This is a genomic window from Bacillus sp. EAC, assembly GCF_002156875.1.
Classification (GTDB): Bacteria; Bacillota; Bacilli; order Bacillales; family Bacillaceae_G; genus Gottfriedia.
Window position 1 is genome coordinate 89,671 of the sequence record NZ_NCSY01000002.1, and the last position, 16,253, is coordinate 105,923.

Consider the following 16,253-nt stretch of genomic DNA (forward strand, 5'->3'; position numbering starts at 1 on the left):
CCATTCTCATTAAAGTCTTGATTTCTTTAGTAAATAAAGGAAATACGGGGCACCCAATAATGCTGTGATGACGCCAACTGGAATTTCGATAGGAGCTAACAATGTTCTTCCAATTAAATCACTTATAACTGCAAGCATTGCACCTAATAATGCACTTATTGGTAAAACCCATTTATGGTCATTTCCTACTAGCAATCTACTAAGGTGAGGTATGACTAATCCGATAAAGCCTATTGGTCCTGAAACTGCTACTGCACTTCCAGCAAGTACAACCGTAATAATTAATAAAAATATTCTGCTTCTTTGAACAGATACACCTAAACTAGTTGCGATATCATCGCCAAGTTGAATTGCATTAATACGAGAGGAAAGAATTAAAGTTAAAATGATACCAATTACAGACCACGGGAGAATCATCAATACATGTTCCCATCCTCTGCCCCAAAAACTTCCTGCCAACCAAACAATCGATGCTTCTATTTTTTTTGAAGCAAACACAATCATCCCTGTTGTTGCAGCCTGAAACAGTGCATCAATTGCTATCCCTGCTAATGCAAACCTTTCTTTACTAATTCCATTTTTCCATGCAACGAAATAGACAAGTATCCCAGCTAATGCTGAACCTGCAAATGCCGCTATTGGTAAATAAGAGATTGGTAAAAATGGAATGAAAAACATTGATAATACAGTTACAAAACTAGCTCCTGCTGTTATTCCAATAATATTTGGTGCGGCCAAAGGATTTTGTGTAACAGCCTGTAAAAGAGTCCCAGCTATTGCTAGGTTCATGCCTACAAAGACACCAACCAATGTTCGAGGTAATCTATATTCCCAAATGATGACACTTTCAACTGATCCATTCGGATGAATTAAACCATCAAGAGCTTTCAAAAATGGAATTTTTATATCCCCAAACTCTATACTTAACGGAATAAGTAAAACAGTAATTATTAAAAAGAAGATTAATAGAATAGCAGGTTTTTTATTTCCCATTGTTATTGCCCTGCTTTCGAACTAAATATAAAAAGTATGGACATCCAATAGCAGCAGTGAATATACCAACTGGTAATTCAATTGGCTGAACAATCACTCGAGCTAAAAAGTCTCCCGCTACTAAAATACATCCACCAGTTAGTGCACTAAAAGGGATTAAATTTTTGTGGTCTGGACCTAATACTCTTCTCACTAAATGTGGCACAATTAATCCAATAAATCCTATGCTACCTGCAACAGAAACTGAGCTACCAGCAAGAACTATCACTAAAATTGACATCAATATTTTTAATAGTCCAACTTTTACTCCTAGTCCCTTTGCCATATCGTCACCAAGTTCTAGTAAGTTCATTTTTGTAGAAATTGCTAAAGCTACTACTAGCCCAATTAATGACCAAGGAGCAATTAAAATTAAATGTGACCAAGTAAGTCCATTTAAACCACCGACTAACCAAGTGTAAACAGAAGCTGCATCCTGTCCAAGTAATATTAATATTCCCACTGTGAATGCATGTAAAAATGCGCTAACAGCAACTCCAGCTAGTGTTAATCTAACTGGAGAGACGTTTCCTTTTATGGATAAACTTAAAACTACAGCAGCCCCAATTGCTGCACCAACAAATACAAGTGGTGAGAACCAAGCATATGGTAGACTTGCAAAGAAAAACTCAATGACTACAACCATAGTAGCTGCACCAGCAGAAATTCCTAATAATTTTGGATCCGCTAAAGGATTCTTTGTCATACTTTGCATAATTGCCCCACTAACGGCAAGATTTGCACCGATAAGAAAAGCCATAATGGCTCTTGGTAAACGTAGATCCCATATAATTGTCCTTGCATCTGACCCATCATTTGTTAACAATACATCGACTATTCTATTAAATGGGACATTGACTGTTCCAAACATTAGAGAAATAACTAATAATGAGATACTAATGGATAGTAAGATTAAGAAAAAGATTATTTTTTTTTGCACTGAGTTGCTTCCTTTCGAAATTAGTAGCGTGAAAGGATACTAGTCGCTTCCTTAACGATTAATTTAGCCGCTAATGGACCACGGCTACGAGACCAAAGATCACGATTTACTTGTACAACATGTTTATTTTTTACTGCCTGTAATTTAGGCCAAATTGGATTTTTTGAAACGGTTTTTAAATCACTTTTACCTGGATCTACATAAGCTACAATTAAATCCGGATTAATCGAAAGTACTTTTTCTAAGTTAACTGTTTGGAAATCTGAATACTCTCCACCACGTTCTTTATAAGCGTAATTAGCTTTTAGCGCTGTAAAGATTGTTCCTGAAAATGAATTATCTTGCCAAACATTAATTCCACTCTTATTTACAAAGAAACCTAAAACATCGATGTTTTTATCTTTTAATTTTGCTTTAGACTTGCTTAATTCACTGTTAAATGAGTTTACAAACGATTTCGCTTGCGCTTTTTTACCCATAATATCACCAAGTACTTCTAATTGTTTCATAGATTCGGTATAGCTATTTGCTCTGAATCCTACGACAGGTGATATTTTCTTAAGTTTTGAAAGAATTGCTTTATGGAATTCATAATCTTGATCAATAATGATTAAATCTGGTTTTAAAGCTGTAATTCTTTCTAAGCTTGGAGCACTTAAAGTTCCTACTGATTGAACGCCTTTTAATTTATTTTTCAAATAAACTGGTGTCGAATTTGAATTTGAAATTGTATAACCAACTGGTTTAACTCCTAAAGTTAAAACTGCATCTGTTCCTGCCATACTCAATGTAACTATTTTTTTAGGTATACCTTTTAAAGTAATTGTACCTAGCTCAGTTTTAAATTTACGGGTTTTAGCTGCAGCATCCGCTGTATTTCCATTAAATACTGTAGTAACTACTAAAATAACTGCCAGTAATATTGTAAGTAATGATTTATTTTTATTATTAAACATAAATTTTCTTCCACCTTTTCCCTTTGATAACGATAACCATTCTCATTATAATTCTCGAATATTTAATCAGTCAACAAAATTCTGTAAATTATTTGAAATAAATCTAATATTTTTTTTATTTTTGTCACATTATTTAATTTTTTGTAATAATTACTGACTATAAAAAAAAAAGAGTCTCAATAAATTGAGACTCCCCTAGCGATTCCTTAACCTTGAAAAGTATATGGAACTGACGATTCTAGTAATTTTAGTATGCCAGATTTATGAAATGGCATTAGTTGATTCGCTGTTTCGAGATCAACCCATTTTATTTGTAAAATTTCTTCCTTGTTATGTATGAAAATTTCACCACCAATAATCTTTGCAGCAAATGTTATCATTAAAGCATGATTTCCCCTTTCTGGAAAAAATGCTTCATTTAAAGCTAAAATATTCCCTACTTCAACTTCTAAGCCAGTTTCTTCATAGGCTTCTCTTATAGCTGCTTCTATTAAGGTTTCATTTTCCTCCACAGCACCACCAGGTAATGTCCAACTAAAATTTTCATTTTGTACCATTAAAACAGTTCTATCTTCTTCATTATAAATAAGAGAATAGACTACATTTACTCTCTCCATTTTTATTCCCCATTTCATTTGGCATTGAATTATTCCCCATTTCATTTGGCATTGAATCCTTCATTCTTTACACTATTTCTCTAAATGTCTCTCAAAAACATAGTAAGAGTATAATCGATAAATTAATCCAATCATTAAAAATACAGCTATTACTTTTAGTTTTACATCCTCTATAAAAAAACACATCGGAATCAATACACATGCTAAAATTGCAGCCATATTACCTACGAAACCATTAATTGGGTGGTTATCTAAGAATAATGTTTTAATACTTTTTAAGTCTTTCGCGAAACACTCTTCATGGTACGGAATTACTTCAAAAAAAATAGTCGAAGTGACTAAATCGTCTCTAACTCTAATTTCCCTTTTACATTTGTCACAATAAACTTGTTTGGACAACAGATCGTCTCTCCTTTGATACTACTTATTAAAAGTTTAAACTGGGTTGTTACAATTTGTTCAATCTGCTCCATTTTCGCTGACCTTACCATCTATTTACTTTTTTTTGATTTTATTAAAATTCATGTAATTAAGCAATCATTTTTTAGTTAGCCCTTTAGACAACAAAAAACATAGCTAATATTAGCTACGTTTTTTTTTTACATAAAAACTTGTCATCAATTAAAATAACTTTTTCTGTTGACGGTCTTCCTTTAAAATTTCAACTGCTTCTCTGAATCTTTGTGAATGGACTATTTCCCGCTCTCTTAAGAATCTCAAGCTATCATTCAAATCAGTATCATCTGACATATCAATTATCCATTGATATGTTGCACGTGCCTTTTCCTCGGCCGCGATATCTTCATATAAATCTGCAATCGGATCTCCTTTTGCTTGAATATATGCAGCAGTAAAAGGTACACCATCTGCATTATGATAAAATAATGCACTATCATGCGATGCATAATGCGTATCTAATCCTGCCGCTTTCATTTGTTCAGGTGTAGCATCTTTTGTTAATTTATAAATCATTGTAGCAATCATTTCTAAATGAGCGAATTCTTCTGTTCCAATATCGGTTAATAATCCAATAACCTTATCAGGAATAGTATATCGTTGATTTAAATATCTTAATGCCGCTGCTAATTCACCATCTGCTCCGCCATATTGTTCTACTAAGAACTTCGCTAAAGTTGGATTACACGTACTAACTTTTACTGGATATTGTAGTTTCTTCTCGTAGATCCACATAACGATACTCCTCCTCCTAAATTTGCCATGGCCATGGAGCTTTACCCCAGCTCCAGTTAGCATCAGAATAGCTATTTCCATACTGAAATAATGGACCATACTTGGATTCAAACGTCGATTCAATTTGCTTCTTATATTGAACATATTGATTAAACTGATTAATTGCATTCGCATCATCTGGATGAGTATCTAAATATAAAGTAAGTTCTAAAATGACAAAATCAACGGCTTGAATTTCTTCTAACTCCTGATAATATTCTGGCGGTAATTGCTGATTCATTTCATTTACCTCCCTGCTTTATACGGATTTTCGTAATAATCATAAAATACTTTCCAAAGAGTTCCTTTCATCAATGCCTCTCTATATGGAAACTGTTCCAAATTAGGTGGTTGAAATCCTAAGTAAAGATGTGGAGGTGTTGAAAAATATTTTGTTCCAATTGGGGGGCACGGATCATTTGGGCCATGATAGACACTGTAAGTTTTAACAGGGGTAAATTGAAGATCTTGATTATTTTCATTCAAAGTAAATCACTCCTTTGATGTGAAAAGCTACCATTATTCCCACTATATTCAATCGGAATTTGAAAAATGTAGATAAATTTATTTAGTCATTCATTCATTGACCTTTCATTTACCTCAAACGCGGAACGAATACCAGATTCTATCGCACCCTCTATCCATGCTGGAGCTGACGAGGTATGTTCACCAGCAAAATGAACTCTTCCTTCAGGCGTACCTATATGCGCTGATAACTCTTTATTTTGTTCTGGTTTAAACATTGAAAATGCTCCACCTGAATACGGATATAGTGCCCAACTATGCGAGAAGCCGGTAATATATTCGGTATATACTTGCTCGCCATGTATTGTCGCTAAATCTTTTAATGCATTGAGAATACGATCATTCTCTGACATGCTATCCCATATTAAAGCATCATCCTCCCAAGTATAGCTAGCCAATATGATCCCTGAACCATTTACACCTTCATGATTACTAGGATAATAAGCAAATCGGATTGGTAAATCAGTAATCAATTTCCCACCTAAAATCCCTTCTTTTTCCCAAAATCTGCTTTTAAATTGAAGTCCTATTTTTGTCGATGGCACGTAGTGTAATTCTCTTATTGCTTTCCATTTATGATAAGAAAATGATGCTCGTGGAATAATCTCAATAAAATTCAATAGTGAAAATGGAATCGTAATAATGGCATAATCACCTGTGGTCTGAAAAGGTATATGACTCGTATAATGATCAGAATGTATCGTAACTTGATGATCTCCTTGCACAATTTTATTCATTTTTTGTCCAAAAAATATATTCTCATTTAATTCTCGTAAAAATGATCTAGGTAATTTATCAAACCCACCCTTTATCTCATAAAATTTTAAGCCTTTCGAAAGTAACACAATGAACTCTCTTAAAATTGCTGTAAATGCAAGTTCAGGAAATCCTTCCATTCCAACTAAAACTTTTACTTTTTCAACGGCTCCCGGTGACAACGATTGCCCCATTGGATTGTACCTTAAAAATGAATCCATCGAGTGACGATCTAATTCTTGAATGATATATTCCCAATTCATTTCGGGATTTTTATTAATAAAGTCAATTACAGGCTTAATCGATTTTTCTATTAACTTGTCTACACTCAATCCTTTTTCGTTTTCATTAACCTGATATCTAAGCATATCTGGATTTTCTTCATACGTACTCTGTGTCATTTTTATTCCATTCGCAAAAATTACATCATCTGTATTGCCATTGATAAATTCGTTTACCTGTAAATTATGCTTCTTAATATATTCCAACACGAGAGAATGAGTTGAAGGAATACGCATCGCACCAAGTTCTAAATATTGATCATTTATAAATGGTGCTCTTCTTGTATAAATTCGCCCACCAGCTCGACCATTAGCTTCCAAAATTGTTACTTCATGCCCTGCTTCTTTTAATAGTGAAGCAGCTACCAAACCAGATATTCCAGCTCCTACAATAATAATTTTTTTGGGTCGATGCGTTTTTGGTAAACCATTTTGAATGACTGAAAGCATTTCATTCTTTTTTAATCCAGCTCGTGATGTGCTATTCATCTTTTCGCTCCTAAAAGATTTATTTTAGTTCATAAGATTTTTATTCACTAAAATATTTCAATAGAAGGTTTTTTCAACTTATTCATTAAAAATCTTTCAATTATATAACAAAATTCAGGTTAATTATTGAAATTACATATCTTTTGTCAATTCGTCATAAAAAGATAGGCCGTTTTCGTAAACACGTTAGACATTAATTAATAAAAGGCAATACCATGTCGGTATCACCTTTATCAATTTTATGTTCATTCTTTATAAAAACTAGTGATAATTGTATATCCCAAAATAACACTTGCAATTGATGTAGCTTTTCCTTGAAATAATGCATTACCGAGTACGCCCTCGATTTGTAATGATGGTAAATGAGCATAAATTAATAAGTAAGATGAAAAATATAACGCTGGGATTCCTATAAAGATTAATTTGAATGTATTTAATTTCCAAGAACCCGATTTTTTCTTCTCTCCCATTAGTCTTGGAACTCCTAGACATAATCCTATAGGTATATAGATTAACGATGCTATCCAAATATATCGTGAAAAATCATATTGATTTGCTCCCGCTGTAAGGCTTTTAAAATTCACATAAAAGCTACACAAATAAATTCCAAATAATAAAATAGCGAAAGAGATGTACTTCAATAGTTTATTGGCCATCATCTAATCCCTCCATTACTCTATTAATACTTCTCTTTAATGTAAGAAAGTACCTTTAATTCATCTTTGAACATAGGGCAACTAACATTACTGTAGAAATATCTCTATCACTTTTAGGAGGTTAAATAAAATCAAAAAACACTCACTTAAATGTGAGTGCTTTTTACTTAGATTATTCTTTTACAAATTCTTTTGTACTTCTAACAGTATCAATTGGACGAACAAGTTTTTCGATTTCAACACGTTTTGGTTCTAAAAATGGAGGTAATGATAATTTCTCTCCTAAAGTTTCATACGGTTCATCACCCATGAATCCTGGACCGTCTGTGGCAAATTCAAATAAAATTTGTGGTGCAACTCTTGCATACAATGATTCAAAAAAGTGTCGATCTACGTATCCAGAATTCGGTAATTGGAATGAGTCTAATCGTTTGATCCATTCTTTTAGAACCGAGGTATCTTCTACACGGAATGCCGCATGGTGAACTGTACCAAAACCTTGTCTTGCTTGCGGCAACATTGCATTGTATTCTGCGATTATTTGCGCCCCATTCCCACCTTCTCCTACTTCAAACAGATGGAATGAACCTTCTTTATCAATTTCTTTAAATAGTAGAACTTTTTCAATCACTTCTTTAAAGAAGTCAAAATTAGCAACACGTACAAAGATTGGTCCTAGACCAGTAATCGAATATTCTAATGGAACTGGACCCTTTTGCCATGGTGTACCTGATTCGACTCCTTTATTACCTTCATCAGAAATTAATTGGTATTGTTGGTCATCAAAATCAACAAAAGATAGAGTCTTTTTACCAAATTGTGTTTTTATACCAGTATGCTTTACTTCCAATCGGTCAAAACGGTTAACCCAATACTCTATAGCTTTATCACTCGGTACTCGGAAAGAAGTTTTTGATATTTCGTTTGTTCCATGAACTCCTTTTTGAATACCTGGAAAATCAAAGAATGTCATATCGGTACCAGCACTACCTTTGTCATCTGCAAAGAATAAGTGGTACGTTTGTATATCATCTTGATTTACAGTTTTTTTTACTAAACGCATTCCTAAAATATTTGTGAAAAATTCATAGTTCTTCTCCGCACTGCTTGTAATTGCTGTTACATGATGAATTCCTTTTAATCCGTTCATTTTAATTCCTCCTACTGAATTTATGTTGAAATAGATGGTCCATTTTTATTTTGCTAATTTATGCTTGATGAATACTAATCATTTATATAATTCCACTTACATATACTACTTAAATTTATTTTGAATTCAATATATCTCGAATTCGAGATAAATATATCATGTATAACTTTTTCAGTCAAATAGTAATTTTACATCCTTACCGTACAATTCAGATTACCTTAAAAAACATCACTAATTCAGATCAGAATTTTGTATAAAAAAAGACTCTGATCAGTGTGACACTGTCAAAGCCTCTTAGTACAGAAAAGTTAGCGCACCATTTTTCAACACTTAAAATCAAATGGTCGATCAAGTTCAAACAACTTACGATATCTATTTTCATTTTCATAAAGTTCTTTATGTGAACCATTCATTAATATATTTCCTTGATCTAAGAAAAGGATTTTATCTGCCATCTCAGCACCTATTAAATGATGAGTAATCCATAAAACTGTCTTTTCATCCAAGACATTAAATATAGTTTTGAGTAGTTTGCGTTCTGTTATTGAATCTAAACCTACAGTTGGTTCATCTAAAATAACGATCGAAGTATTTTGTAGTAGAACCCTTGCTAATGCAATTCTTTGGCGTTCACCACCTGAAAATCTCATTCCTGTCTCCTGCATTTGCGTATTGTACCCTTGAGGAAGAGATTCTATATAATCGTGCAATTCAACCATTTTAGTAACCATTATTACTTCTTCATCACTTGCTTCAGGTCTACCTAATCGAATGTTATTCAAAACAGAGGTATCAAACAAATAAGGATTTTGATTAAGAACTGAGACAACTTTTGAGATTTTCTCTCCGAACGCCACACTTTCAATATCATTTAGTTTGACGCTTCCTTCACTAGGAGATTCTACACCTTCAATTAATTTAAGAATTGTAGATTTTCCAGATCCACTTGGTCCTAATAAAGCCGTTATTTTCGAAGACTCTAGAATAAATGATACATTATTTAAAATGTTTTCTCCGTATTTATATTGAAATGTTACATTTTCAAACTCTATTTTTGTGCAATTAGTCATCCCCTCAACATGCGAGTGTATAGTTGTAGTTGTTTTACTTGGATTTTCTTCTTCAATACCTTCTAAACGACTAATGGAATCATTGTATAATGGAACACTTCCTAACGAGTTTGACAATGGTATAAACGCCTCTGTTAACGGAAATAGAATTAATACAAATGCGGCAATAAGGGTCTTTGGAATTTCACCTGTTATACTTTCATTTCCTGCCCAAAATAACATTAATAAAACGAGAATTCCCACAATACATTGTGCAACTAAATCACGCCATCTTCTAAATCGCTTTTCATTATTTTGAAGTACTCTTAATGACCCTTCAATCTCACCAAACCTTTTTATAAAATGTGATTGTCGCCCACTAAACAACCAATCGCTAATTCCCATCACTGCATCTGTTAGGTTTTCATATAAATTGCCTTTTACATTCTTTATCCGCTGAGTTCTTGCCTTTTCTACTAATAATGATATAAATGGCAAAATACAGATTAAAACTAACGATATAAACGCCATTAAAAGCGCGAATGGAATTGAAAAGAATCCAAGCGCAACTATTGATATTGCATAAATGAACAATGCTGCAAGTCCTGGAAAAATGGTCTTTAAGTATATATCTTGTAAATGCTCGATATCATTCGCTAATAACCCTAAAATGTCACCAGTTTTAAACTTCGAGCTCAAATTTAATGCTGACGGTTCAAGTGTTCGAAATAATCTTGTTCTCATACGAGATAATATTTTTAAGATTGTATGATGCCCAACTAATCGTTCGATATATTTCGAAACTGATCTTAGGATCCCAAACGTACGAACTGCAACGATAGGAACATAAATCATTAGAATGTTTTCTGGTCTTGTTGCTGCTTTCGAAATTAAAAATCCTGAAGTGTACATTAGGGAAGCCGCAGCAAAAACAGTAAGGGTACTTAAAAAGATAACCACTATTAATAATCGGCGATTTTCTATTATATATGGTAAAATCCATCCATTTTTATTAAACATGCGATTTCCCTTCTAACTTGAAATTAATTGAAAATAATAACCTTTTTTCTCTACTAGTTCTTCATGATTGCCAATTTCAACTATTTTACCTTTGTTCATCACAATGATTTGATCCATTTCCTTCATCCAATGCAGCCTATGTGTAGCGATAAATACTAATTTATTTGAAAATAACTTAAGCATAGTTTGTTTTAATTCATACTCTGTTTCAATATCAAGATGACTTGTAGGCTCATCTAAAAGAAGAATTGGACGATTTTCTAGAAATGCTCTGGCAATTGCTACGCGTTGACTTTGCCCTCCACTTAAATCCCTACCACCTTCACCAATTTTTTCATCTAAACCTCTTGGCAACTCGTTAAGTAATGTATTTAAACCAGCATTGTTTGCAGCTTTCTCTACCTCTTCGTCAGTAGCATCTGGTTGGTAAAAACGTATATTTTCAGCCACTGTTTTCGAAAAGATATATGGATTTTGTGGTATATAAAGAAGTTGTTTTTGCCAAGAACTTAATTGAAGGTGTGATACTTTTGTTTCTGACACATTAATACTCCCAGTATTCGGTTCTAAAAACCCACCGATCACGTCAATAAGTGTCGATTTCCCTGAACCACTTTCACCAACTATTCCTATTTTTTGAAATCCTTTAAAGCCTACATTCACTTTATTTAAAGACGTTGGACTATCTTCTTCAGGTTTAACTGTAACATCATTCAATTTCAGTAAACTATCTTGATTCCAAATTGCAACCCCTTTATCATCTTGTTCTTTAAACTCTTGTTCGTCTAAAATTGCCTGCATAGCTTTTCCTGCTTCTTGACCGTTAAGTGTTGCATGATAATCTGCACCAACTTCACGAACAGGTAGGAAATATTCTGGAGCCAATATCAAAATTGTTAATGCCGGACCAAGTAATATTTCTCCTCCAATAAGTCGTAGTCCTAAAAAAACAGCAACTGTAGCAATAGATAACATTGTAAATAAATCAAGAGCAAAAGAAGATAAAAAGGCAATTTTCAATGTCCCCATTGTTGCTTCTCTATAGCTCTCACTCACGCTTCTAATTTTTTTACTGTGCCTTCTACTTAAACCTAGAAATTTTAAAGTTTCAAGTCCTCTTAAAGAATCAGTAAAATGGTTAGATAGTATTCGATAAACCTTCCACTGCTTATTTGCTTTCTTTTTAGCAGCCAATCCAAGTAAGATCATAAAAATAATGATAATTGGAAATGTAACGATTAATATAATTGCAGAAACCTTATCAATTACAAAGATATATATGACAACTATTGGGGTTATAATTGCAAGATTAATCATTTTAAACGGAACGATTTCAAGATACTGTCTTAAGTGAGAAGCTCCCTCCATCACTAATGTAACAATATTACCTGTTCCGTTTTTTCGGACAAATCTTGGTCCGAGCCTAAATAACTTTTCAAGTACTCTCATTTTTATCTCATTCGAGGCATTGTCAGCAAAACGCTCTGAATACTTCTGTTTAATCGTCGTGATTGTATGTCGACAAATAAACGAGATAGTGAAGAAAATAGTAGCGTGAATAATATCGCTACTACTTTCCCCATTAAATAGACCTACAACTGCTTGAGAAAGCATATATGCCTGAATAATAATTGCCGTTCCTTGTAGCATTGTCAAAGTACATAAGACACTTAGCAATTTAGTAATTCCGTTAAATTTCAGCAAATCTTTTCCCATCAATATGTCAAATCCTTCTCATCTACGCGTTTTCTGAACACATAGTAGCTCCATATTTGATAACCAAGTACAAATGGTAATAACGTACAAGCAACAATTGTCATCACCTTTAAAGAATAGTTTCCAGAAGATGCATTATAAACGGTTAAATCATAAGCATTCTTTATTGAACTAATCATCACTCTAGGAAATAGTGCAATAAAAAGTGTTCCAATTGTTAGTACAATACCAAGACCTGTCATTACAAATGACCAACCATCTCTTCTCTTGGAGTTAAAGATTGCAGCAAAAACATAGGACACTACAATTAATATAATTAGTGGAACTGTTATTTGTCCTCTAACATTAAACATATCAGTCTCTACAAATGATAAAATAGTAAAGGCTACTAAAGAAACAAGGACTGGTACAATTAATCTTTTTGCAAATAATCGCGCCCGATCTCTTAAGTCTCCTACTGTTTTCAATGTTAAGAATGATAAACCATGTAATAAGCAAAGTAGCGTAATCGTTACCCCACCGACTATAGAATAGATATTAACATAGTCGCTAAAGCCGGCAGATATATTCATATTTTTATCGATTGGCATTCCTCTAAGGATACTAGAGAACAGGACTCCAAATAAAAATGGTGGTAATAAACTTCCTAAAAAGATTACCCAATCCCAAGTTTTTGCCCATTTAGAGTTTTCAACTTTCCCTCTAAATTCAAATGCAACTCCACGACCTATTAAAGCCATTAATACGAAAACAAATGGAATATAGTAGCCACTAAACATCGTTGCGTACCAATGTGGAAAAGCAGCAAATATTGCTCCTCCCGCAGTTAATAACCATACCTCATTTGCATCCCAAAATGGTCCAATGGTGTTTATTAGTATTCTTCTTTCTGTATCATTCTTAGCTAGCAGCTTTGTAGATATACCTACACCAAAATCAAATCCTTCTAAGAAGAAGAAGCCTATAAATAATATTGCTACAAGTAAAAACCATAATTCATTTAATTCAATCATAGTATAGACGCCTCCCTTTCAAATGGATCGACCGTAGAAGCTTTTTCGGCTACTACATGATTAGTCCCTTTCTTAATTTCTTTAACAAATAGATAGACTAAAACAGCTGCTAATATTGCATACATTGCCGTAAATGTTGTTAAAGAAAAGATAAGCGATCCTTTTGAAACATTTGGAGAAACAGATGCTGCAGTTGTCATTAAACCAAAAACAGTCCAAGGCTGACGGCCAATTTCTGTCATAATCCACCCCGCTGTATTTGCAATAAAAGGTAATGAAATCAATAAGATTGAAGCTTTTAAGAATAGTTTTTTTGAATCTAATTTTTTTCGATAACTGTAATAAAGTCCTAGTAATGACATCATAATCATTACCATACCTGATCCAGCCATTATTCTAAAACTCCAGAATGTTGTTTTTACTGGGGGAATATAATTACCGGGTCCATATAATTTCTCATATTTTTCCTGTAATGAATTCATCCCTGGTACTTTTCCTTCGAATTTCTCATATGCAAGATAGCTTAATAAGTAAGGTATTTCAATCTCATATTTATTTTCCTTGTTTTTTGTATCAATAAGTCCAAAAAGCATCCAGCTTGCTGGATCACCACTATCTTCCCATATCCCTTCGCTCGCTGCCATTTTCATCGGTTGAGACTCCATTAAGTGCTTCGCCTGGGCATGACCACTGAAAGCTATACCAATACCAGAAATTAAAGCCGCGACCATCGCGAGATTAAATGATTTTTTAAATAATTCTATTTCTTGCTTTTTTAAGATTTTATACGCACTGACACCAGCGACAAATAATGCACCTGTCGCTAGAGCTCCAGCAATTGTATGTGGAAACTCAACTAAAAGCTGAGGATTTTTCACGATTGCAAAAAAATCATTCATCTCTGCACGTCCATTTCTAATTGTAAAACCGACTGGCTCTTGCATGAAAGAATTCGCAGCTAAAATCCAAAACGCTGACATTAACGTTCCAATAAATACTAACCAAATACTCATTAAATGGACTTTTTTAGGCAGTCGATCCCAACCGAAAATCCAAATACCAAGAAATGTAGATTCCATGAAAAATGCAAGTAATGCCTCTATTGCAAGTGGAGCACCAAATACATCACCTACAAAGCGTGAATACTCAGACCAGTTCATACCAAACTGAAACTCTTGTAAAATTCCTGTAACTACACCAACCGCAAAATTAATTAAAAATAAATGCCCAAAGAACTTTGTTAATTTCTTATATTTTTCATTGTTACGGAAAACATACATTGTTTCCATTATAGCGACCATAAATACTAGACCAATTGAGAGTGGTACAAATAAAAAATGAAAGATTGTTGTTGAACCAAATTGTAATCTTGCAAGCTCTAACACACTCACATTACATCCCCCTTTAATTAAAAATAACCTTAAATAAAATCCAAAATGTTTGTTGTATTCTAATAAAAACTTTGAACATTATTTCACAAATATACATTTAAGAAAATTTCAAAAAACCATTTAATGGAATCTTGTTCTACTTTTAGTTTACTTTCCTAAAGACATTTTGCCTTAACCATATTTGTCAAATTAGTGTCGTTTAGTTGTCTATTTTGTGACTTTTTTCACAATATTCATTTTGAATCAAATTTTTGATACAAAAAAAAAGCATCTGATTAATCAGATGCTTTCGATACTCTTAACTAAATAGAATATGTAACCTGTTTGCTTATGCTAAAAAAACTGCACCGTATACAAGTGCTCCTCCTATTACATATGCAGGATGAATTTTCCAACGTTCCAAAAATAACAAAGCAAGTGTACAAATAATCACTGTTTGTGTAATTCCAACTCCATTATATGAGTCACTAAAAAAATCAAAAGCCATAATTCCTAATAAAACGGCAATGACAGGCCTGACAATGATTGTCATTTTCTTCACTTTTGGCGAATTTTTGTATTTCATTAGTATACTTAGTAAGGCAATCATGAGGATTAAGGATGGAGCAATCGTTGCAAAAAGACCAACAAATGCACCAAACACTCCACCCTCTGCATACCCAATATACCCTGCCATTTTTGTTGCAATTGGCCCGGGAAGAGCATTGCCAAGTGCAAGCACATTACTGAAATCAATCGAACTTAACCAACCATACTTATCAACAACTTCATTCTCTATCAGTGGAATTGAAGCAGGTCCACCTCCATACCCAAGAATTCCAGGTATAAAAAAAGCTAAGAAAATGTGCCAATAAATCATGATGCTTTCACCTTCTTTTTTTGCTCTTTTTCACTTCTTGAGAAGAAAGCAAACCCGATTAAGCAACCTATCAATATTGCAGGATGAACGTTTACACTATATAAAAGTATGAAACTAGCGACCAAGATCAGGCCCGTAGTTTTTAGACCAAGAGATTCTTTCGATTTTTTAATAAATTCCCATGTTAATGTCGCAAGCATAACACCTACTACTGGAACAACCGCATTTGACATTCCCTGCACCCAAGCAATGTTTTTAAAATGATTCAAAGTAGATAATAGTAGAAGTAATAATATTACCGTCGGTAGTGTTGTTGCAATAATGGCATTCAGCATACCAAGTAAGCCACCGATCCTCCAGCCTACATATCCAGCAAGCTTAGTTGCTATCGGTCCAGGGAGAGCATTTCCAATTGCGAGTACATCTGAAAAATCATCTTTGTTAAGCCATTTGTACTTGTCAACGACCTCTTTATGGATTAGTGGTATGGACGAAGGACCTCCTCCGTACCCTAACATTCCCACTCTAAAAAAAGCTATAAAAAGTCTCCATTGTTTCATGATTGAATCATTC

General features: G+C 33.5%; 17 protein-coding genes. All 17 read right to left on the reverse strand.

Features of this window, described 5'->3' with window-relative positions:
• Positions 1-9: 9 nt before the first annotated feature.
• Positions 10-993: a FecCD family ABC transporter permease gene (locus B7R65_RS03580; protein WP_088041382.1), complete on the reverse strand. Its 984-nt coding sequence runs from the start codon at positions 991-993 to the stop codon at positions 10-12.
• Positions 983-1,972, reverse strand: coding sequence for a FecCD family ABC transporter permease (locus tag B7R65_RS03585; RefSeq protein ID WP_256941148.1), 990 nt, complete (start codon positions 1,970-1,972; stop codon positions 983-985). The genes B7R65_RS03580 and B7R65_RS03585 overlap by 11 nt, the downstream gene beginning before the upstream one ends.
• Positions 1,973-1,992: 20 nt before the next feature.
• Positions 1,993-2,928, reverse strand: a complete 936-nt coding sequence (locus B7R65_RS03590; protein ID WP_088041383.1) for an ABC transporter substrate-binding protein — start codon at positions 2,926-2,928, stop codon at positions 1,993-1,995.
• A 206-nt stretch (positions 2,929-3,134) separates the two neighbouring features.
• Complete coding sequence (locus tag B7R65_RS03595) at positions 3,135-3,545, reverse strand: NUDIX hydrolase (protein ID WP_088041384.1); 411 nt, start codon at positions 3,543-3,545, stop codon at positions 3,135-3,137.
• Positions 3,546-3,617: 72 nt separating this feature from the next.
• On the reverse strand, positions 3,618-3,944 hold the full coding sequence (locus B7R65_RS03600) for a hypothetical protein (protein WP_088041385.1): 327 nt from the start codon (positions 3,942-3,944) through the stop codon (positions 3,618-3,620).
• A 222-nt stretch (positions 3,945-4,166) separates the two neighbouring features.
• Entirely contained in the window at positions 4,167-4,736 is a 570-nt protein-coding gene (locus B7R65_RS03605; RefSeq protein WP_088041386.1) for a manganese catalase family protein, read from the reverse strand.
• A 16-nt stretch (positions 4,737-4,752) separates the two neighbouring features.
• The gene (locus B7R65_RS03610) at positions 4,753-5,016 is read right to left on the reverse strand and encodes a spore coat protein CotJB (protein WP_088041387.1); all 264 of its coding nucleotides are present in this window, start codon (positions 5,014-5,016) and stop codon (positions 4,753-4,755) included.
• A gap of 5 nt (positions 5,017-5,021) precedes the next feature.
• Positions 5,022-5,261, reverse strand: coding sequence for a spore coat associated protein CotJA (locus B7R65_RS03615; RefSeq protein WP_088041388.1), 240 nt, complete (start codon positions 5,259-5,261; stop codon positions 5,022-5,024).
• 86 nt (positions 5,262-5,347) lie between these two features.
• Positions 5,348-6,826, reverse strand: coding sequence for a flavin monoamine oxidase family protein (locus tag B7R65_RS03620; protein WP_088041389.1), 1,479 nt, complete (start codon positions 6,824-6,826; stop codon positions 5,348-5,350).
• 245 nt (positions 6,827-7,071) lie between these two features.
• Positions 7,072-7,482: a hypothetical protein gene (locus B7R65_RS03625; protein ID WP_142288194.1), complete on the reverse strand. Its 411-nt coding sequence runs from the start codon at positions 7,480-7,482 to the stop codon at positions 7,072-7,074.
• Positions 7,483-7,654: 172 nt separating this feature from the next.
• Positions 7,655-8,632, reverse strand: a complete 978-nt coding sequence (locus B7R65_RS03630) for a ring-cleaving dioxygenase (RefSeq protein WP_088041391.1) — start codon at positions 8,630-8,632, stop codon at positions 7,655-7,657.
• Between the two features lie 323 nt (positions 8,633-8,955).
• Entirely contained in the window at positions 8,956-10,701 is a 1,746-nt protein-coding gene (gene cydC, locus B7R65_RS03635) for a thiol reductant ABC exporter subunit CydC (RefSeq protein WP_088041392.1), read from the reverse strand.
• A 12-nt stretch (positions 10,702-10,713) separates the two neighbouring features.
• On the reverse strand, positions 10,714-12,417 hold the full coding sequence (gene cydD, locus B7R65_RS03640) for a thiol reductant ABC exporter subunit CydD (protein WP_088041393.1): 1,704 nt from the start codon (positions 12,415-12,417) through the stop codon (positions 10,714-10,716).
• Entirely contained in the window at positions 12,417-13,430 is a 1,014-nt protein-coding gene (gene cydB / locus B7R65_RS03645; RefSeq protein WP_088041394.1) for a cytochrome d ubiquinol oxidase subunit II, read from the reverse strand. The genes cydD and cydB overlap by 1 nt, the downstream gene beginning before the upstream one ends.
• Complete coding sequence (locus tag B7R65_RS03650; protein WP_088041395.1) at positions 13,427-14,821, reverse strand: cytochrome ubiquinol oxidase subunit I; 1,395 nt, start codon at positions 14,819-14,821, stop codon at positions 13,427-13,429. Before B7R65_RS03650 ends, cydB begins: the two co-directional genes overlap by 4 nt.
• 328 nt (positions 14,822-15,149) lie before the next feature.
• A complete protein-coding gene (locus B7R65_RS03655) occupies positions 15,150-15,680 on the reverse strand; it encodes a chromate transporter (RefSeq protein WP_088041396.1) in 531 nt (176 codons plus the stop codon).
• Positions 15,677-16,240 (reverse strand): chromate transporter, encoded by a 564-nt coding sequence (locus B7R65_RS03660; protein ID WP_088041397.1) that lies wholly within the window; start codon positions 16,238-16,240, stop codon positions 15,677-15,679. Before B7R65_RS03660 ends, B7R65_RS03655 begins: the two co-directional genes overlap by 4 nt.
• Positions 16,241-16,253 lie beyond the last annotated feature (13 nt).